At 70.4% G+C, this 18015-nt stretch carries 16 protein-coding genes; 4 read left to right on the top strand and 12 right to left on the bottom strand.

The window, feature by feature from the left end:
- Positions 1–99: 99 nt before the first annotated feature.
- Entirely contained in the window at positions 100–1128 is a 1029-nt protein-coding gene (locus QFW81_RS16655; RefSeq protein ID WP_280580349.1) for a sensor histidine kinase, read from the top strand.
- 15 nt (positions 1129–1143) lie between these two features.
- Here the strand turns inward: QFW81_RS16655 and ppnN are convergent, their stop codons facing one another.
- The 5 genes from ppnN to grxD all read right to left on the bottom strand — a co-directional run bounded on the left by ppnN (position 1144) and on the right by grxD (position 7694).
- Complete coding sequence (gene ppnN, locus QFW81_RS16650) at positions 1144–2535, bottom strand: nucleotide 5'-monophosphate nucleosidase PpnN (RefSeq protein ID WP_280580348.1); 1392 nt, start codon at positions 2533–2535, stop codon at positions 1144–1146.
- A gap of 100 nt (positions 2536–2635) precedes the next feature.
- Positions 2636–5809, bottom strand: a complete 3174-nt coding sequence (locus QFW81_RS16645; RefSeq protein ID WP_280580347.1) for a TonB-dependent receptor — start codon at positions 5807–5809, stop codon at positions 2636–2638.
- A gap of 246 nt (positions 5810–6055) precedes the next feature.
- Positions 6056–6652 carry a YhgN family NAAT transporter gene (locus QFW81_RS16640; protein ID WP_280580346.1) on the bottom strand — a complete coding sequence of 199 codons (597 nt, stop codon included), beginning with the start codon at positions 6650–6652 and terminating at the stop codon, positions 6056–6058.
- Positions 6649–7377, bottom strand: coding sequence for an SDR family NAD(P)-dependent oxidoreductase (locus QFW81_RS16635; protein WP_280580345.1), 729 nt, complete (start codon positions 7375–7377; stop codon positions 6649–6651). Before QFW81_RS16635 ends, QFW81_RS16640 begins: the two co-directional genes overlap by 4 nt.
- Positions 7374–7694 carry a Grx4 family monothiol glutaredoxin gene (grxD, locus tag QFW81_RS16630; RefSeq protein ID WP_280580344.1) on the bottom strand — a complete coding sequence of 107 codons (321 nt, stop codon included), beginning with the start codon at positions 7692–7694 and terminating at the stop codon, positions 7374–7376. Before grxD ends, QFW81_RS16635 begins: the two co-directional genes overlap by 4 nt.
- A 95-nt stretch (positions 7695–7789) precedes the next feature.
- Here grxD and QFW81_RS16625 point away from each other — a divergent pair, with 95 nt between their 5' ends.
- Positions 7790–8398 carry a Fe-Mn family superoxide dismutase gene (locus QFW81_RS16625; protein WP_280580343.1) on the top strand — a complete coding sequence of 203 codons (609 nt, stop codon included), beginning with the start codon at positions 7790–7792 and terminating at the stop codon, positions 8396–8398.
- Positions 8399–8441: 43 nt separating this feature from the next.
- On the opposite strand, the gene QFW81_RS16620 is transcribed toward QFW81_RS16625, so the two are convergent.
- Positions 8442–9584, bottom strand: coding sequence for a 5-(carboxyamino)imidazole ribonucleotide synthase (locus tag QFW81_RS16620; RefSeq protein WP_280580551.1), 1143 nt, complete (start codon positions 9582–9584; stop codon positions 8442–8444).
- A gap of 8 nt (positions 9585–9592) precedes the next feature.
- Entirely contained in the window at positions 9593–10096 is a 504-nt protein-coding gene (gene purE, locus QFW81_RS16615; protein WP_280580342.1) for a 5-(carboxyamino)imidazole ribonucleotide mutase, read from the bottom strand.
- Positions 10097–10152: 56 nt separating this feature from the next.
- Between purE and QFW81_RS16610 the strand changes: the two genes are divergently transcribed.
- Positions 10153–10437 (top strand): Trm112 family protein, encoded by a 285-nt coding sequence (locus QFW81_RS16610; protein WP_280580341.1) that lies wholly within the window; start codon positions 10153–10155, stop codon positions 10435–10437.
- A gap of 76 nt (positions 10438–10513) precedes the next feature.
- Positions 10514–11398 carry a carboxylating nicotinate-nucleotide diphosphorylase gene (gene nadC, locus QFW81_RS16605; RefSeq protein WP_280580340.1) on the top strand — a complete coding sequence of 295 codons (885 nt, stop codon included), beginning with the start codon at positions 10514–10516 and terminating at the stop codon, positions 11396–11398.
- Positions 11399–11547: 149 nt separating this feature from the next.
- Here the strand turns inward: nadC and QFW81_RS16600 are convergent, their stop codons facing one another.
- The 5 genes from QFW81_RS16600 to QFW81_RS16580 all read right to left on the bottom strand — a co-directional run bounded on the left by QFW81_RS16600 (position 11548) and on the right by QFW81_RS16580 (position 17878).
- Positions 11548–11796 carry a type B 50S ribosomal protein L31 gene (locus QFW81_RS16600; protein WP_280580339.1) on the bottom strand — a complete coding sequence of 83 codons (249 nt, stop codon included), beginning with the start codon at positions 11794–11796 and terminating at the stop codon, positions 11548–11550.
- 73 nt (positions 11797–11869) lie between these two features.
- Complete coding sequence (locus QFW81_RS16595; RefSeq protein ID WP_280580338.1) at positions 11870–12808, bottom strand: nucleoside hydrolase; 939 nt, start codon at positions 12806–12808, stop codon at positions 11870–11872.
- A gap of 153 nt (positions 12809–12961) precedes the next feature.
- Positions 12962–15061, bottom strand: a complete 2100-nt coding sequence (gene recG, locus QFW81_RS16590; protein ID WP_280580337.1) for an ATP-dependent DNA helicase RecG — start codon at positions 15059–15061, stop codon at positions 12962–12964.
- Between the two features lie 40 nt (positions 15062–15101).
- Positions 15102–15485, bottom strand: coding sequence for a RidA family protein (locus QFW81_RS16585; RefSeq protein WP_280580336.1), 384 nt, complete (start codon positions 15483–15485; stop codon positions 15102–15104).
- 221 nt (positions 15486–15706) lie between these two features.
- Positions 15707–17878, bottom strand: coding sequence for a RelA/SpoT family protein (locus QFW81_RS16580; protein ID WP_280580335.1), 2172 nt, complete (start codon positions 17876–17878; stop codon positions 15707–15709).
- Positions 17879–18015: the final 137 nt, after the last annotated feature.

Below are 18015 nucleotides of genomic sequence, written 5' to 3'. Positions count from 1 at the left end.
CTGGTGGACGAACGGCGCAAGCGGGGCCATGGATGGCTACACTCGGGGCCGATCCCGTTCCGCAGCCGGAACGCCGTCACGCCCCGAGGCCCGCGCCGCATGCCCAACCGTCCCGGCGATCCGCGCCCGCTCGACCTGTTGTGGCAGCCGCGGACCCTGCTCTGGATCGTGCTCGCCGGAGAGGCGCTGGCCGCCCTGCTGGCGCTCGCTCCGGGGGTCCAGGGCGCCAGGCTGACCTATTTCGGCATGGCGTCGTTCGCCATCCAGTGGGTGTTCGTGATGTCGCTGAGCCTGCTCTATCTGGCCAGGTCCTGGCTCCAGCGCGCCTCGCCACCGCTCATCGCACAGAGCGGCCTGGCGTCGCTGCTGCTCAGTACCTGGCTGGTCGCCGGCATGGCGCGCCTGTTCCTGCCGCAGCTTGGCCTGGTGCCAGCGTCCGGCTGGAACGTGTTCACGCTGCAGATGACCCTCATGGCGCTGACGGTGGGCATGCTGGCCTTCGCGGCCTTCCAGGCCCAGTGGCGCGCCCGCCAGCTCGCGGTCCGCGCCAAGCAGGCGGAACTGGACGCACTGCAGGCGCGGATCCGGCCGCACTTCCTGTTCAACGCGCTCAATACCGGGATCGCGCTGGTGCACGGGCGTCCGGAGGCGACCGAGCGGCTGCTGCTGGACCTGTCCGACCTGTTCCGCGCCGCGATTTCCGGCCGCGAGCGGGTGTCGCTGGCCGAGGAGCTGTCGCTGACCCGGCGTTACCTCGAGATCGAACGCCTGCGCTTCGGCGATCGCCTGCAGGTGCGGTGGGACGTGCCCGAGGACGATCCCGGCCTGGGCGATATCGACATTCCCCCGCTGTCGATCCAGCCGCTGGTGGAGAACGCCATCAAGCACGGGATCGAGCCCGCACGCGCGGGCGGCGTGGTCACCATCGCGCTGCACCGTTCGCCGGACCTGGTCACGATCGAGGTCCGCAACCCGGTGGCGATCGAAGGCGTGCTGTCGACGGGGCACGGCATCGGGCTCAACGCGGTGCGCTCGCGACTGCAGGTCTTCACCCACGGAGAGGGCGGCGTGGCGACCGCCATCGAAGATGGCGAGCACGTGGCGACGCTGCGCCTGCCGCTGCGCTGACGGCGCGATCGGCCTTCAGGCAATCACCCGGTAACAGGGCCGGTATTCCCCCGAGATCTTCATCCGGCGCTGCTCCACGAACGCGCGCAGCAGGGCGTCCAGGGCCTGCATGATGTCCTGGTCGCCGCGGATCTGGAACGGGCCGAACTGCTCGACCCGGCGCATGCCCTCTTCCTTGACGTTGCCGGCGACGATGCCGGAGAACGCCCGGCGCAGGTCGGCGGCGAGGTCCTGCGGCCGGCGGCCGTGACGCAGGTCGAGCGCGGCCATGGCCTCGTGGGTGGGCACGAACGGCTGCTGGTAGGGCAGCGGGATGTCCACGCCCCAGTTGAAGTAGAACGAGTCCTTCTGCGCGATGCGGTGCTCGCGCACCTTGCGGATGCCCGCGGTCATGCGCTTGGCCACCTTCTCCGGGTCGGCGACGATGATCTCGTAGCGCGCCGCCGCGGCCTCGCCCAGGGTCAGGCGGATGAACTGGTCGATGCGTTCGAAGTACGGCGCGGCCGCGGTCGGGCCGGTGAGGATGAAGGGGAACGGCAGCTGGGCGTTTTCCTCGCGCAGCAGGATGCCGAGCAGGTACAGGATCTCCTCCGCCGTGCCGACGCCGCCGGGGAAGACGATGATGCCGTGGCCGAGCCGGACGAACGCCTCCAGGCGCTTCTCGATGTCCGGCATGATCACCAGGTGGTTGACGATCGGGTTCGGCGATTCGGCCGCGATGATCCCCGGTTCGGTGATACCGATGTAGCGCGTGCGGCGCCGGCGCTGCTTGGCGTGGGCGATCGTGGCGCCCTTCATCGGACCCTTCATCGCGCCCGGGCCGCAGCCGGTGCAGATGTCGTGGCCGCGCAGGCCGAGTTCGTAGCCCACGTCCTTGGTGTACTGGTACTCCTCGCGCCCGATCGAGTGGCCGCCCCAGCACACCACGAGGTTGGGTTCGATCGGATGCAGGATGCGCGCATTGCGCAGCAGGCCGAAGACGGCGTCCGTCAGGCCTGCGGACGACTCGAAGTCCGCGGCGTACTCGGGTCCCAGCTCGATCGCCGTGTACGCAAGGTCGCGCACCACCGCGAACAGCAGTTCGGCCACGCCGCGGATGAGCTCGCCGTCGACGAACGCCATCGCCGGCGCGTTGACCAGTTCGATGCGTACCCCGCGATCCTGCTGCAGCACCTGGATGTCGAACGAGGGATACAGCTCCTGCGCCGCGCGCGGGTCGTCCGACGCGCTGCCGCTGGTCAGCACCGCCAGGGCGCAGCGGCGCAGCAGGTCGTGCATGCCGCCGGCGGACGCGTCCTTGAGCCGCGCCACCTCGTCGCGCGACAGGATGTCCAGGGCGCCGCGCGGATAGATCCGGGTACTCACCACCGGCAGCGCCGTCGCCGCCTCGCTCACGTGCTGTGACATTCGTCCTCCCTCGTCAGGCGGCGACTGTAGCGCAGCCGGCCGCCGCAACGGAAACGGCCGGGTCGCCCCGGCCGTTCCTGTACCGCATGGATCGCCTGGATCAGAACTGGTAACGCAACGTCAGCATCGCCGACCAGCGCGACACCACGCGCGACGGGTAGGAGCCGCTGGCGTCGTACGGGGTCAGGGTTTCCCACGTCGGGCGATCTTCCGTGCCCAGGTCGTAGGTGTAGCTGCCGTCGGCGTTGACCGCCTCCAGGCGCGCCAGATAGCGCGTGTTGTCGGAGAAGGTCTCGCCCATCGTCTCGCCCCAGTCGCTGTCGATCAGGTTGAGGAAGTTGTAGATGTCGAGCCGGATGATCGACTTGTGGTCCTGGAAGAAGCCCGGCAGCTCCTGCTGCAGGCTGACGTCGAGCTGGTTCACCCACGAGTAGCGGTCGCCGTTGCGGTTGGCGATGCTGCCGCGGCGCGAGGCCAGGTACGGATTGCTGGCGATGTACTCGTGGAACGCCGCGATCTGCGCCGGCGTGGCATCGCCGTAGCTGACGATCGGATCGTTGACGAACGGGATGTACGCCGGATCCTGGAAGATGCCGTCGCCGTTGGTGTCGCCGTTGACCGTCCAGGTGTACGGCAGGCCGGAACGGCCGTTGTAGAACGCCGACACGCTGGTCTTGTAGTTGCCGAACAGCTCCTTCTCCCAGCCGACGCTGAGCTTGATCGAGTCGCGCACCATGCGCCCGGCGCGGGTGGCGAACTCCTGGTTCGGGTTCACGCGCGAGACGTACTGGTAGCTCGACCACGCCTGCGAGCTGCCGTCCGAGGCGACTTCGTCGGCATCGGTGAAGGTGTAGCTCAGGCTGCCGAACCAGTTCTCGGACAGCGGCTTGTTGAGCGCGAACGTGACCGAGGTGGCCGCACCCTTGTTGGTGTTACCCATCACCGTGGAGTTGGTGGTGAAGTCGGGGTTGGCGCCACAGGTGCGGTTGCTGCTGCTGGTGCTGCCCAGCTCGCACCAGAAGTACTGGCGACCATCGGCGAGCAGGCCCTGCGCCGGGCCCAGGTTCAGCGCCTGGTAGAACACCGCGTCCTTGGCCTGGATCTGCTGCAGTTCTACGGTACCGATCAGGCCCATCCACGGCAGTTCGGTGTCGTAGCCGAGGCTGAACTTGTAGACGGTCGGCAGCTTGAAGTCCGGATCGATCGAGTCGATCTGATAGGTCGGCGTGCCGCCTTCCGGGACGTTCTGGTTGTACGGATCCGGGCTGAACGGCGCGTCGGCCGCGTCGAACGAGCGGTACGAGAGCGACGTCACACCATTGTTCTGGTACGGGTTGGCCAGCCACACGAACGGCGGGATGCTCTGGAACACGCCGGCGCCGCCGCGCAGCTGCGAGTAGCGCTCGGTGTCGAAGCTGTAGTTGAACGACAGACGCGGCATGATCACCTTGTTGTCCGAGCCGAGCTTGTAGTCGTTCGGGAAGCCGAAGGCTTCCTCGAAGCCGGGCGTGCGCACCGGCGCCTTGTCGGCGCGCGGGATGTTCACGCGCAGTCCGTAGGTCAGCGACAGCTGGTCGGTGACCGCCCAGGTGTCCTGCAGGAACGGGCTGAACTGGCTGTAGACCAGCGCGGCCGCAGTATCGGCCTCGGTGTAGCCGGCCGACGGACGGCGCAGGTTGTAGACGTCGTAGTCGCCGGCGGCGAAGTCGTCGACGCTGGCGAACACGTACGAGCCGTGCAGGTCGCGGCCATACAGGTTGTACACGTCGTGGCGCAGGTACTCGAAGCCACCCTTGATGGTGTGGTTCTCGGTGTAGTACGTACCGAACGCGGAGAGCGTGTAGCGCTCGGTGTTGATCTGGTTCTCGTGGCGGTTGTTGTCCTCGCCGATGAAGATCGAGCCGCCGTTCGCGGTTTCGATCTCGACTTCCGGCTGGTCGATCGGGTTGCCGTTGACCTGGTCGAACTTCTGGTGACTGAGCTTGACCTCGGTCGAGAAGTTCTCGGTCCAGTCGCTGAACAGCTGCAGCGAGGTGTTCTTGGTGACGTTGTCGATGTTGTACCAGTGGCTGGACAGCACCACCGTGTCGGAGAACGCGTCATACGGCGACGGTCGGAACTCCTCGGTCTGCTGGTAGGTCAGGCTGGCGCGATGGTAGTCGCTGATGTTCCAGTCCAGCTTGACCAGCGCGCGCTTGTTGTCGAGGTTGACGCCGCCCGAGTCGCGGGTGCCGGGCTGCAGGCCCAGGGCGGTCGCGGCCGCGATCGCGTCGTCGAACTCTTCCTGCGACACGAACCCGTTGGTCAGGCCGTCGGCCGTGGAGGCGCCGCCGAAATCGGTGATCTCCTGCTCCTCGTAAGAGGCGAAGAAGAACAGCTTGTCCTTCACGATCGGGCCGCCGATGGTGAAGCCCATCGTGCGGTCGGTGTCGAACAGGTTGTAGTCTTCGCCGTCGCGGCTGCCGACCATGTCTTCGGCGTTCTTGTACACGTAGTACACGGAGCCGTGGAACTCGTTGGTGCCCGACTTGGTGACCGCGTTGACGGTGGCGCCGACGGTGTCGGCCGTGACGTCGTAGTCGGCGACCTTGATGTCGTAGGCCTCGATCGTGTCGATCGAGATCGGGCTGCCGGTGTAGGGCATGCCGTTGCTGTTGAGGCCGAAGGGGTCGCCCTGCGACAGGCCGTCGACGGAGATGGTGTTGTAGCGGTTGTTGACGCCGGCCACGGAGATCGCGCCGCTGGCCTGGTCGGTCACCGACACGCGCGGGTCGAGGCGCGCCACGTCGTCGAGCGAGCGGCTGCTCTGCGGCAGGATTTCCAGCTGGCGGCCGCTGACCGAGGTGCCGACGCCCTTGTTGTCCGGGTTGAACGTGTCGAGCAGGCGCGAGCCGGTGACGGCGACGGTGGCGAGCGTGGTCGTGTCACCCGACAGCTGGGTGTTCACGGCCGTGACCTGGTTGAGGTTGAGGTAGACGTTGTCCTCGGTGCGGGTGCCCGAGCCCGACTTGGTCACCGTGATTTCGTACGGACCACCCACGCGCAGGCCGCGCGCGTTGTAGCGGCCGCTCTCGTCGGTGCTGGCGCGGCTGACCGTGCCCGACTCGACGTGGGTGATGACGACTTCGGCGCCGGCGACCGGCTGCCCGCTGCTGTCGGTGACGAGACCGCCCACGCCGGCGGACGTGCTCTGGGCGAAGACGGGTGCCGCGGCAAGCGCGGCGATCAGACCGATCGACAGTTTGGACAGTCGGACGCGGTTGCGGTGGGTCATGGTGAGTGGCCTCGAGGCAGTGGTCGTGTGTGGCGGAACCGGTGCGCCGCGCCATCCGGGGCGGTCCCCCTCCCGGCGCGACGGCGGGCACGGGGGCACAACGGTTAACTTAAGGTTAACACGTTAACGGTTGCACATGACAGCAAAAAGACAGCCGTCAAATTCACGGAAGTGCTTGACGGGACTGGATTTGATGGCGGATCGAGATAGTGTCGCCAAGTCGTTGTTGCTGCAGCGCAACAGGCCTCAGGCGGGCCCGCGTCCGAAGTAGCTGGCCAGCCCGTCGAGCAGCATCTGGACCGAAATCGCGACCAGCAGCATGCCCATCAGGCGCTCGATCGCGGTCAGGGCGCGCGCGCCCAGCAGACGGTACAGCCAGGTGGCCGAGAACAGGATGGCGGCGGTCGCCGCCCAGGCCAGGAACAGCGCCAGGCTCCAGTCCGGCAGGCGGTCGGGTTCGCGGCTGCCCATCAGCATCACCGCGGCCATGCCCGACGGACCGGCCACCAGCGGGATCGCCATCGGCACGATGAAGGGTTCGCCGCCCGGGATCTCGCCCATCAGGCCTTCGGGGGGCGGGAAGATCATGCGGATGCCGATCAGGAACAGCACGATGCCGCCGGCGATCGACACCGACTCCTGGCGCAGGTGCATCACCTCGAGCGCGTACTTGCCGGCCCACAGGAACAGCATCAGCACCGCGAGTGCGATGAGCAGCTCACGCGCCAGCACGATCCGCTGCCGCGCCGGCTCCAGCCGCCGCAGCATGCTCAGGAACACCGGGATGTTGCCGAGCGGGTCGAGGATCAGGAACAGCAGCAGGGCCGCCGAGAGAATGGTCATGGCGCCGCTTGCATCGCCGTGGGTTCGGCCGCGAGAAGCGCGACGCAGGCGGCCGCAGCCGTGGCGGCGTCACGCGCCAGGCGGTCGTCGTCGGCGGCGTAGGCGCGCGCGCGCAGCGGCGTGCGCAGCGGACCCGGTCGCAGCACCTGCACCCGCAGCGGCGAGGACGCGGTCTCGGCCTCGAGCGTGGCCGCCAATGCATCCAGTGCCGGCTGCACGATGCCGTAGCCACCCCAGTACGCCGGCGCGGCGGCGGGCGCGGGATCGACCAGAAACACCAGCCGGCCCGCGTCGGACTTGTGCAGCAGCGGCAGGCAGGCCTGGCTGAGCCACCAGCGCGCCGTCAGGCCCACGTGCACGGTGCGCGCGAACACGGCCGGATCCACGTGCTCGAGCGGCGTCAGACCGGGGAAATCGGCGGCGCAGTGCACCACGCCGTCCAGGCGCCCGAAGCGCCCGGCGATCCGGGTCGCGAGTTCCGCGTAGTCGTCAGGGGTCGCGCCTTCGAGATCGAGCGGATACAGCAGCGCCTCGCCACCGGCCTGTTCGACTGCGTCGGCCACACGCTCGAGCTTGCGTGCGCTGCGCCCGAGCAGCACTTGGGTCGCGCCCGCCCGCGCGCACGCCAGCGCCAGCGCGCGCCCGAGGCCGCCATGGGCCCCGACCACCAGCACCACCCGGCCCGCCAGTGGACGGGCGTCGGGCACGGACGCCACAGCGCTCACGCCTTCTGCACTTCCGCGATCATCCGCGCCAGCTCGCCGCTCTCGTGCAGCTCCAGCGTGATGTCGCAGCCGCCGATCAGTTCGCCGTGGATGAACAGCTGCGGGAACGTGGGCCAGTTGGAGAAGCGCGGCAGGTTGGCGCGGATCTCGGGATCCTCGAGCACGTTGACGGTGCGGATGCCCGAGGCGCCCGCGGCCTTCAGCACCTCGACCGTGCGGCTGGAGAAACCGCACATCGGGAACTGCGGCGTGCCCTTCATGAACAGCACCACGGGGTGGTTTTCGACTTCGGCCCTGATGCGGTCGAGCACGGCCATGACGGGTCTCCTGTGCCGGCACGCCCGGCGGCGCGCCCGGCAAAACGACGGGATTGCGTATTGTATTCCGCCCCGACTCGCTTTCCGGACCCGCGATGCCGTTCCAGCCCAGCCCCCTGCCCTGCGACGCGGCAGCGTTCGCACCCCATCTGTCCGCTGCGGCGGTGGACCAGCATCGGCGCGCGCAGCGGGCCGGAATCGACGCACTCAACGCGATGCTGGATCCGGCCACGGGCGACGACGAAGCGCCCACGCTCGCCGCGCTGGCCGTGCAGGCGCGTGGCGCGCTGGCCGCACGCGCGGCGCAGGCCTGGAGCGAGGACTTCCACTGGGCCGCGCTGCGGCCGCCGCCGCCCGGCGACGCGATCGGCCCGACGGGCGCGCTGGCCGATACCGTCGCGCGCGATTTCGGCGACCCCGGGCGCATGCGGGAACGCTTCGCGGAAGCGGCAGGCCGCCTGACCGGGCCAGGATGGGTGTGGCTGGTCCTGCGCCGCGACGGCCGGCTGGCGATCCTCGCCACCCCGCAGTCCGTGACGCCGCTGACCGGGGCCGACACGCCGCTGCTCGCCGCCTGCCTGTGGCCACACGCCTGGACGCAGGACGGGGCCGAGGCTCGCGACCGCTACCTGGCGGGCATGTGGAAGCTGGTGGACTGGAAGGTCGTCGCATCGCGGATGCCGCAGGCACGCGCCTCGCAGTGAAGCCGGGCGGGCTGCGGCCGGCGCACGCGTGGCCGGCACGCGCCTAGTCGCCCAGGCGTTCGACCACCGGCACGACCTGGGACGCGCGCCCGAGCGCGGCGCCCACCCGCGCCAGCGCCTTCGCGAGCGACTCGCGACTGTCGGCCCGCAGCGTGGCGTGACCGACCTTGCGCCCGTCGCGCGGCTGCTTGCCGTAGTCGTGCCAGTGCCCGCCCGGCTCGCGCAGCACCGCCGCGGCCTCGGGCATCGCCCCGATCCAGTTGAGCATGCAGGCGTGGCCGAGCATGCGCGTGTCGCCCAGCGGCAAGCCCAGCACCGCACGCAGGTGGTTCTCGAACTGCGAGGTCTCCGCGCCTTCGATGGTCCAGTGCCCGGAGTTGTGCACGCGCGGCGCAAGCTCGTTGGCCAGCAGCATGCCGTCGCGGCAGAACAGTTCCAGCGCGAACACGCCCACGTACTCGAGACGCTCGGCCAGCGACCGCGCATGCGCGGTCGCCTGCGCTTCGAGCGCGCCGCTGCACGCGGCCGGCGCCAGGCTCGCGGACAAGACCCCGTCGACGTGCCAGTTCTCGGTCAGCGGCCAGGTGCGGAACTCGCCGTCGCGGCCGCGCACGGCGACCACGCTGAGCTCGCGTTCGAACGCCACGAACCCCTCGAGGATCAGCCCGACGCTGCCGGCCTGCGCGCCCAGCGCGGCCCAGGCCGCATCGATGTCGCCCGTGGACCGGATCCGGAACTGGCCCTTGCCGTCGTAACCGAGCCGGCGGGTCTTGAGGATGCACGGCGTGCCGACCTGCGCGACCGCCGCCTCCAGCGCCGCGCGCGTGGGCACGTCCACGAAGTCCGGCACCGGGATGCCGAGTTCGCGGAACAGCGTCTTCTCCGCCAGCCGGTCCTGTGCGACCGCCAGCGCATGCGGCCCGGGAAACACCGGGATCCGGCGCGAGAGCCATTCGGCGCTTTCGGCCGGCACGTTCTCGAAGTCGAAGGTGGCGACATCCGCCCTGGACGCGAACTCCGCCAGCGCCGCCTCGTCGCGATAGTCGCCCACCAGCAGCGGGGCGCACTGGCCGGCGCAGGCGTCGGCCACGGTGTCCATCACCAGCATGCGCAGGCCCAGCGGCGCACCGGCCAGCGCAAGCATGCGCGCAAGCTGCCCGCCCCCGAGGATGCCGACCGTGCCCATCGCCGCGCTCACCGGCGGGGATCGTCGTTGCCGGCCACCTCGTCGGTCTGCCGCTGGCGGAATTCCGCAAGTGCCTGCCCGATCTCCGCATGGCCGTCGGCGAGCATGGCCGCGGCGAACAGCGCCGCGTTGGTCGCGCCCGCCTGGCCGATCGCGAACGTGGCCACCGGCACGCCGCCGGGCATCTGCACGATCGAGAGCAGTGAATCCAGGCCGTTGAGCGCGCGGCTCTGCACCGGCACGCCCAGCACCGGCACTGCGGTCTTGGCCGCCAGCATTCCCGGCAGGTGCGCCGCGCCACCGGCACCGGCGATGATCGCCCGCAGCCCGCGCTGCTGCGCGCTGGCCGCATAGTCGAACAACACGTCGGGCGTGCGGTGCGCGGACACCACGCGCACCTCGTGCGCGATGCCGAGCGCTTCGAGCTTCTGCACCGCGTGCTGCATGGTCTCCCAGTCGGAACGCGATCCCATCACGACGCCGACCAGCGGGCTCTGCGGATTGGCGGACATGCCTGCTCCCCTGCCTAAAGACGTATTCTAACGGTTCGCCCTCCCTGCTTCCCGCCATGGACCGCAAGCTGCTCGACATCCTCGTCTGCCCCGCGACCCGGCAACCGCTGGCCGTGCTCGGCGCGCCCGGGCTGGCCGCGCTCAATGCCGCGGTCGCCGCAGGCACGCTGAGCCGGGTCGACGGCACGCCGCAGTCGGCGCCGCTGCGCGAGGCGCTCGTCACCCACGACCAGCGGCTGGTCTACCGGATCGACGACGGGATTCCCGTGCTGCTGGTCGAGGAAGGCATCCCCGTCGGGCAGATCGCGGATTTCCCGAGAGGCGACGCCGTCCGAGGCTGAGGCGCGCACCAGACGGTGTGGCAGGGGGCCACCGCCCCTCCACCGGCCACACACGACCAGCAGACCCGAGCAAGTCATGTCCGCACCCGTCGCCGCCACCGCGATCGCGCCACCCGATGCCGCCGTCGTCGCGGACGACGTCGCCCGCGCACTGGCCGAGGACCTGGGCAGCGGCGACGTCACCGCCGCGCTGCTGCCCGATGCGCCCGACCGCGCCTACCTGCTGTGCAAGGAGGTGGCCGTGGTCTGCGGCCGCCCCTGGTTCGATGCCTGCCATCGCGCGCTCGACCCGCAGGTGCGCATCGACTGGCGGGTGGCCGAAGGCGATCGCGTGGATGCCGGCACGGTGCTCGCGACGCTCGAAGGGCGCGCACGCGCGCTGGTCAGCGCGGAGCGCGCGTCGCTGAATTTCCTGCAGACCCTGAGCGGCACCGCGACCACGACGGCAGCGCACGTCGCCGCCGTCGCAGGCACCGGCACGCGCATCCTCGACACCCGCAAGACGTTGCCGGGACTGCGCGCGGCGCAGAAGTACGCGGTGCGCGTCGGCGGCGGGCACAACCATCGCCTCGGCCTGTTCGACGCGGTGATGCTCAAGGAAAACCACGTCCGCGCGTTCGGCTCGCCGACCCTCGCCATCCGCGCCGCGCGCGCGGCGCAGCCGGATCTGCCGCTGATCGTGGAGGTGGAGACGCTCGACCAGCTGCGCGAGGCGCTCGCGGAAGGCTGCGACCGGATCCTGGTCGACGATTTCGATGCCGCGACGCGACGCACGGCCGTGGCGATCGCCCACGGCGCTCCGTTCGAGGGCCGGATCCCGCTGGAGGTGTCGGGAGGCGTGGATCTCGAGGGCTTGCGCGCCATCGCCCGGGACGGTGTGGACTGCATCTCGATCGGCGGCCTGACCAAGCACGTGCGCGCGATCGACCTGTCGCTCAAGCTGGGCCCGCCGCCGGGCTGAGCCCCGTACCGCGGCCGGGCATCACACGCGACATCGCACGGCGATCCGCCTGCGCAGCACCGGCATGACGTCCCCCAACCGCAGAAAACAGAACGGCCGCCCGAAGGCGGCCGTGCCTGCAATCGATCGCGGACGCGAACTACTTCGCGTTACTTCGCGTAGCGGCGCTTGAACTTGTCGATGCGACCGCTGGTGTCGACGATCTTGTTCTGGCCTGTGTAGAACGGATGCGTCGCCGAGGACACTTCGATCTTCACCAGGGGATATTCCTTGCCGTCGTCCCACTTCACCGTTTCCTTGGTGGAAGCGGCCAGCGTGGAGCGGGTCAGGAACCTGAAATCGGAGGTCACGTCCTGGAAGACGACTTCACGATAGTCGGGATGGATGTCGGCCTTCATGGGCGGGCACCGGATTCGCGCGAGGAAAGAGCGGCATTTTAGCTCGCCCTGCCCGGACGCGCAAGCCGGCCCCCTACCCGGCCGCAAGGGCCGAGCGCACCCTGGCCTGGAACCGGTCCTGGTCGTAGCGCAGCAGGATCCGGGCACGGTCCGGCTGTCCGCTCTGGCGGTTCCAGTCCACCACCGTCGCGCCGCGGGCCGGGCCGTGCTCCAGGCACACTGCGAGCGGTCGTTCCGCCGCCTCCAGTGCGCCCTGCGGCTCCAGGGCCCAGGCCATCGCCAGCGCATCGGCGGCGAACCAGCGATCGCCGCGGCGATCCGCGGACCAGCGCCTGGTCTGGCGCGAGATCGCCTCGTAGAAGCGCGCCCGCCCGCCGCGTCCGCCCAGCCACGTCTCCACCTCCTGGTGCGGCAGGCCATGGGCCACCGTGGCCTCCCAGTCGGCCAGATCGAAGCGCGGGAAGGCCTCGAACACGATCCGCGCCGCCTCCGGGTCGAAGTGGATGTTGAACTCCGCGGCAGGAGTGATGTTGCCGTGCGCGGTGACCGCGCCGCCCATCACCACCAGCCGCCCCACCCGCTGCGGCAGCGTGGGGTCGAGCGCAAGTGCCAGCGCGAGATTGGTCAGCGGCCCCAGCGCCACCAGCAGCAGCCGGCCGGCGTGCACGTGCGACAGCCGCAGGATCGCCAGCGCGGCGTGTTCCTCGGCCACCTTCGTGGTGGCCGGTTGATAGCCGGTGTCGCCGAACCCGTCCCGGCCGTGCACGTAGGCGGCATCGGGCGCCGGGTGCAGCAACGGTGCGGCGCTGCCCGCGAACACCGGCACCTCGCCGCGCCCGGCCACCTCGCACAGCTTCAACGCATTGGCCACCGTGTGCGTCAGCCCGACGTTGCCCGCCGCGACCGTGAGGCCGACCACCTCGTGCGCGGAATCGTCGAACGCCATGAGCAGCGCCAGGGCGTCGTCGACGCCCGGATCGGTGTCGATCAACAGCGGGATCGGATCGGCCATGCGCGATGCGCTCCTTCGAACCTGGGTGGATCGCGAGCGTATCCCATCGCCTCGGCCGTCCCGCCATCGCCGGGGCCGGCGGCAGTCGGGGACGCACGTTGCGACGGGGCGTCCATCGTCCCGGTCAGCGACTCCGGCCCCGGAGCGGGTCGCTCACGCCGCCGCATACCGCGCCGCCCCGCCGATCCACCGTTCCACCAGCCGGTCGGCGATGTCGGGCGACTCGCGCATCAGCGCCTCGCCGATGCGATGCACCTCGGGGAGCAGGTCGGCGTCGCGGGCGAGGTCGGCGATGCGGAAATCGGCCAGGCCCGTCTGCCGGGTGCCGAGCAGTTCGCCGGGGCCGCGCAGTTCCAGGTCCTTCTCGGCGATCACGAAACCGTCGCTGGTGGCGCGCATGGTTTCCAGGCGCTGTTTCGCCATCTGCGACAGCGGCGGCTGGTACAGCAGCACGCAACTGGAGGCCAGGCTGCCGCGGCCCACGCGCCCGCGCAACTGGTGCAGCTGCGACAGGCCGAGCCGTTCGGCGTTCTCCACGATCATCAGCGAGGCATTGGGCACGTCCACGCCCACCTCGATCACGGTGGTGGCCACCAGCACGTCGAGTTCGCCGCGCTTGAACGCGAGCATGGTGGCCTGTTTGGCGGCGGCCTTCATGCGCCCATGCACGAAGCCCACCCGCAGGCCGGGCAGCGCGACGGTCAGCTGCTCCCAGGTGGTCTGCGCGGCCTGCGCCACGACCTCGTCGCTCTCGTCGATGATGGTGCACACCCAGTAGGCCTGGCGGCCTTCGGCGCAGGCGGTGCGGATGCGCTCGATCAGCTCCGGCCGCCTGGCTGCGCCCAGCACCACGGTCTGCACCGGGGTGCGGCCGGGCGGCAGTTCGTCGATGGCGGACACGTCCAGGTCCGCATACGCGGCCATCGCCAGGGTGCGCGGGATGGGCGTGGCGGTCATCACCAGCTGGTGCGGCACGCTGCCGGCGGCCGCGCCCTTGTCGCGCAGCGCCAGGCGCTGGTGCACGCCGAAGCGGTGCTGCTCGTCGACGATGGCCAGGGCCAGGTCGCGGAACACCACGCCTTCCTGCATCAGCGCGTGGGTGCCCACCACCAGCTGCGCGGCGCCGCTGGCGGCTTCGGCCAGCACCGCGGTGCGCGCGCGCCCGGACACCTTGCCGGCCAGCCAGGCCACGCGCACGCCCAGCGGCTCCAGCCAGGTACGCAGATTGGCAAGGTGCTGCTCGGCCAGCAGTTCGGTGGGCGCCATCAGCGCAGCCTGGCGGCCGCTGCCGATCGCGATCAGCGCCGCCATCGCCGCGACCACGGTCTTGCCGCTGCCCACGTCGCCCTGCACCAGACGCAGCATGGGCGAAGGGCGCGCGAGATCGGCGCGGATCTGGTCGAACACGCGCTGCTGCGCGCCGGTGAGCGCGAACGGCAGCGCGGCCAGCAGCGCCTGCACGCGGCCGCCGTCGTCCGCCAGCGCGGGCGCGGCATGCGCCTGCAGCGCGATGCGCTGGCGCCGCAGGCTGAGGTGGTGGGCCAGCAGTTCTTCCAGCGCCAGTCGCCGCTGCGCGGGATGGGTGCCGGCCAGCAGCGCGGCCACGTCGGCCTCGCGTGGAGGCCGGTGCAGCGTGACCAGCGCGTCGCGCAGCGAGGGCAGGCCGTCACCCAGGCGCGCTGCCGGCACCAGCTCCAGTTCCTCGGCCGGCGGCAGCCGCTCCAGCGCCTGCGCCACCAGCCGCCGCAGCGTGGCCGGACCGATGCCTTCGATCGCGGGGTAGACGGGATCGAGCGCGTCGCCGAGTTCGCCGTCGGCGTCGTCGTCGAGCACGCGATAGCTGGGGTGCACGATTTCCAGCCCCTGCTGCCCCGGTCGCGGGGTGCCGTAGGCGCGCACGCGCGCGCCGACGCGGAACTGGTTCACCTGCTGCGAACGGAAGTGGAAGAAGCGCAGCACCAGGGTGGCGCGCGAGTCGTCGCCGATCGCCACCCGCAGCAGCGGACGGTAGCGGAAGCCGCGCTCCACCGCTTCCACCCGCCCTTCCACCTGGGCCGCGACGCCGGGCTGCAGCAGCCGCACCGGAGTGATGCGGGTGCGGTCCTCGTACTGCCGCGGCAGGTGCAGCCACAGGTCCTGCAGCCGCAGCAGGCCGCGCGCGGCGAACTTCTCCGCCACCGCCTTGCCCACGCCCGGCAGCGCGGTCAGGCCGACGTCACCGGCGGCGGCGAGCGCTGGGACGGGCTTACCCATGCCTGGCGCGGATCAGCCCGGCACCATCACTGCGGCACCATCACTGCGTCACCATCACCGCGTCGACCTCGAACAGCACGCCCTTGGGCAGCGCGGACACCTCGATGGTCGAGCGCGCGGGATACGGCGCGTCGAAGTACTCGGCCATCACCGCGTTGACCGCGGTGAACTGCGACAGGTCGGTCAGGTACAGGCCGACGCGGGCGATGTCGGCGAGCGATCCGCCGGCGGCCTCGGCCACGGCCTTGAGGTTGTCGAACGCGCGCCGCGCCTGCGCGTCGATGCCGCCCTCCACCACTTCGCCGGTGGCGGGGTCGAGCGGGATCTGGCCGGAGAAGAACACCGTATTGCCGGCGCGCGTGGCCTGGGAGTACGGGCCGATCGCGGCGGGGGCGGCATCGGTCTGGATCGGGGTGCGGGGCATCGGACGGCTCCGGAAGAATGTCGGACGATTGTAGCGGCGGGCGTCGGCGGGGAGGCGACGGTGGCGCGCGCTCGGCGGGCGGCGGATGTGGCGCGCCAGCGGGTGGGGTGGATTTCGCCCGGGCCGAATCGACGCGTCGGCGTGAGCGGCCGCGCAGGGGTCGTCCGCGCATGCACGCGGACGATGTGCGCCCCCGGATGCGGCCTTCGGCCTTGTCCGGGCTACAGGCGCTGGACGCCGTGCACCACCGCCAGTCGGCGGGTGCGGCGGATGACGTCGGCCAGGTGCTCGCGGTTGCGCACCTCGATCGCGAACCGGATCACGGCGATGTTGGCGTCGCGCTCGAGGTATTCGACGCCCTCGATGTTCGAATCGGCCTTGGCGATCGCCGCGGCCACTTCCGCCAGCGAGCCGGGCTTGTTCTCGGTCTCGATGATCAGCGCCACGGCGTAGTCGCCGGTCACCTCGCGGTCCCAGCCGATCGCCACCCAGCGGTCGGGGGACTTGCGGTATTCGGCCACGTTCGGACAGTCCAGGCGATGCACCACGATGCCCTTGCCCGCAGTGTGGTAGCCCATGATCTCGTCGCCGGGGATCGGCATGCAGCAGTTGGCGAAACTGATCACGCCGCGCTCGTGTCCGCTGATCAGGATCCGCTCGCCGCGTCGCTGCAGCTGGCCCGGCTCCGCCCCGTCCTCCGCCGAATCCTTCTGCGCCAGCGCCATCGCCACCTGCGAAGGCATGCGGTTGCCGAGCGCGATGTCGGCCAGCAGCTCTTCCAGCCGCGGGTAGCGCAGTTCGGCGAGATACCCGTCCAGGCGCGCCTGCGGCAGGCGGTCGAGCGAGGTGCCCAGGTCCTCCAGGGCGCGATCGATCATGCGGTGGCCCAGGCTCACTGCGTCCTCGTGCTCGAGCTGCTTGAGCTGGGCACGGATGGCGGTGCGCGCCTTGCCGGTGACCACCACCTCCAGCCACTGCGGCTTGGGCAGCGACGACTTCGCGGTCACCACCTCGACCGACTGGCCGCTCACCAGCTTGGTGCGCAGCGGCACCAGCTTCTTGTCCACGCGCGCGGCCACGGCGGTGTTGCCGACGTCGGTGTGGACCGCATAGGCGAAATCCAGCGCGGTGGAGTTGCGCGGCAGCGACAGGATGTCGCCCTTGGGTGTGAACAGGTAGACCTCGTCGGGGAACAGGTCGACCTTCACGTTCTCCAGGAATTCCAGCGACGAACCCGTGGCGCGCTGCGATTCGAGCAGGTTGGCGATCCAAGAATGCGCGCGCGCCTGCGCGCCGCTGGGCGCCATGCCGTGCTTGTACGCCCAGTGCGCGGCGATGCCGCGTTCGGCGATCAGGTCCATCTCCTCGGTGCGGATCTGGACCTCGATCGGCGAACCGTACGGCCCGAACAGCACCGTGTGCAGCGACTGGTAGCCGTTGGCCTTGGGGATCGCGATGAAATCGCGGAAGCGGCCGTCCAGCGGCTTGAATACCGAGTGCGCCACGCCGAGCGCGCGGTAACAGTCGCTGACCGAATGCAGCACGATGCGGAAGCCGAACACGTCCATCACCTGGGCGAAGGTCTTTCCCTCGCTGCGCATCTTGTTGTAGATGCTCCACGGCGACTTGATCCGGCTCACCAGCCGGTACTGCAGGCCCTCGTTGGTCAGCCGCTGCGCCAGCTGCGCCTCGATCTTGGCCATCGCCTCGCGCCGCAGCATGGGCTGGCCGCGGATGTGCTTTTCCAGGATCAGGTGGCGCAGCGGATGCAGGGCGTGGAAGCCGCGGTCCTGGAGTTCGGCCTTGATCAGGTTCATGCCCAGGCGCTGGGCGATCGGCGCATAGACCTCCAGCGTCTCGCGCGCGATGCGCTCGCGCGTGGGTCCGGGCTGGGCGCCGAGCGTACGCATGTTGTGCAGGCGGTCGCCAAGCTTGATCAGGATCACGCGCAGGTCGCGCGCCATCGCCAGCATCATCTTGCGGAAGCTCTCGGCGGCCGCTTCCTGGCGGCTGCTGAAATGCAGCTTGTCGAGCTTGGTCACGCCCTCGACCAGGTCGGCCACGGTCTCGCCGAACTCCTGCGCCAGCTGTTCGCGGGTGAGCGGCGTGTCCTCGATGGTGTCGTGCAGGATCGCCGCGACCAGGGTCTCGACATCGACCTTCTGCTCGGCTAGGACCTGGGCGACCGCGACCGGGTGGGTGATGTACGGCTCGCCCGAGCGCCGGGTCTGCCCCGCGTGCGCGGCCGCGCCCACCGCCCACGCCCGCCGCAGCTGCCCGCGCTGGTCCTCGGGCAGGTACGCGGCGCTGCGTTCGAGCTGGCGCATGTAGTCCGGCACGTCCGCTTCGGACGAGGGCACGGGCTGGATCAGGACGGGGGCGCCGGCGGTCATCCCGGGAGCCTAAAGGGAAGGCGTGGAATGCGAAATAGGGACCGCCGCGCGGGTGGCCCACGGCGTGCGCCCATTCAGTGGTCCGCGGTCGTCCACGCGGCGCGCGCGATCGTCCGGCGCGCGCCGGAAACGACGAA

The organism is Luteimonas kalidii (genome assembly GCF_029887935.1).
GTDB lineage: Bacteria > Pseudomonadota > Gammaproteobacteria > Xanthomonadales > Xanthomonadaceae > Luteimonas > Luteimonas kalidii.
Note: the sequence above shows the minus strand (reverse complement) of the source record. Positions and strands in the feature narration are given on the sequence as shown.

Coding starts and splice junctions, on each gene's coding strand:
- QFW81_RS16620 (WP_280580551.1), bottom strand. CDS start 9,584: ATGGGCACGGTCGGCATCCTCGGGGGCGGGCAGCTTGCGCGCATGCTT.
- grxD (WP_280580344.1), bottom strand. CDS start 7,694: ATGGCCGTGCTCGACCGCATCAGGGCCGAAGTCGAAAACCACCCCGTG.
- QFW81_RS16610 (WP_280580341.1), top strand. CDS start 10,153: ATGGACCGCAAGCTGCTCGACATCCTCGTCTGCCCCGCGACCCGGCAA.
- QFW81_RS16640 (WP_280580346.1), bottom strand. CDS start 6,652: ATGACCATTCTCTCGGCGGCCCTGCTGCTGTTCCTGATCCTCGACCCG.
- nadC (WP_280580340.1), top strand. CDS start 10,514: ATGTCCGCACCCGTCGCCGCCACCGCGATCGCGCCACCCGATGCCGCC.
- QFW81_RS16585 (WP_280580336.1), bottom strand. CDS start 15,485: ATGCCCCGCACCCCGATCCAGACCGATGCCGCCCCCGCCGCGATCGGC.
- recG (WP_280580337.1), bottom strand. CDS start 15,061: ATGGGTAAGCCCGTCCCAGCGCTCGCCGCCGCCGGTGACGTCGGCCTG.
- ppnN (WP_280580348.1), bottom strand. CDS start 2,535: ATGTCACAGCACGTGAGCGAGGCGGCGACGGCGCTGCCGGTGGTGAGT.
- QFW81_RS16655 (WP_280580349.1), top strand. CDS start 100: ATGCCCAACCGTCCCGGCGATCCGCGCCCGCTCGACCTGTTGTGGCAG.
- QFW81_RS16625 (WP_280580343.1), top strand. CDS start 7,790: ATGCCGTTCCAGCCCAGCCCCCTGCCCTGCGACGCGGCAGCGTTCGCA.
- purE (WP_280580342.1), bottom strand. CDS start 10,096: ATGTCCGCCAATCCGCAGAGCCCGCTGGTCGGCGTCGTGATGGGATCG.
- QFW81_RS16645 (WP_280580347.1), bottom strand. CDS start 5,809: ATGACCCACCGCAACCGCGTCCGACTGTCCAAACTGTCGATCGGTCTG.
- QFW81_RS16595 (WP_280580338.1), bottom strand. CDS start 12,808: ATGGCCGATCCGATCCCGCTGTTGATCGACACCGATCCGGGCGTCGAC.
- QFW81_RS16600 (WP_280580339.1), bottom strand. CDS start 11,796: ATGAAGGCCGACATCCATCCCGACTATCGTGAAGTCGTCTTCCAGGAC.
- QFW81_RS16580 (WP_280580335.1), bottom strand. CDS start 17,878: ATGACCGCCGGCGCCCCCGTCCTGATCCAGCCCGTGCCCTCGTCCGAA.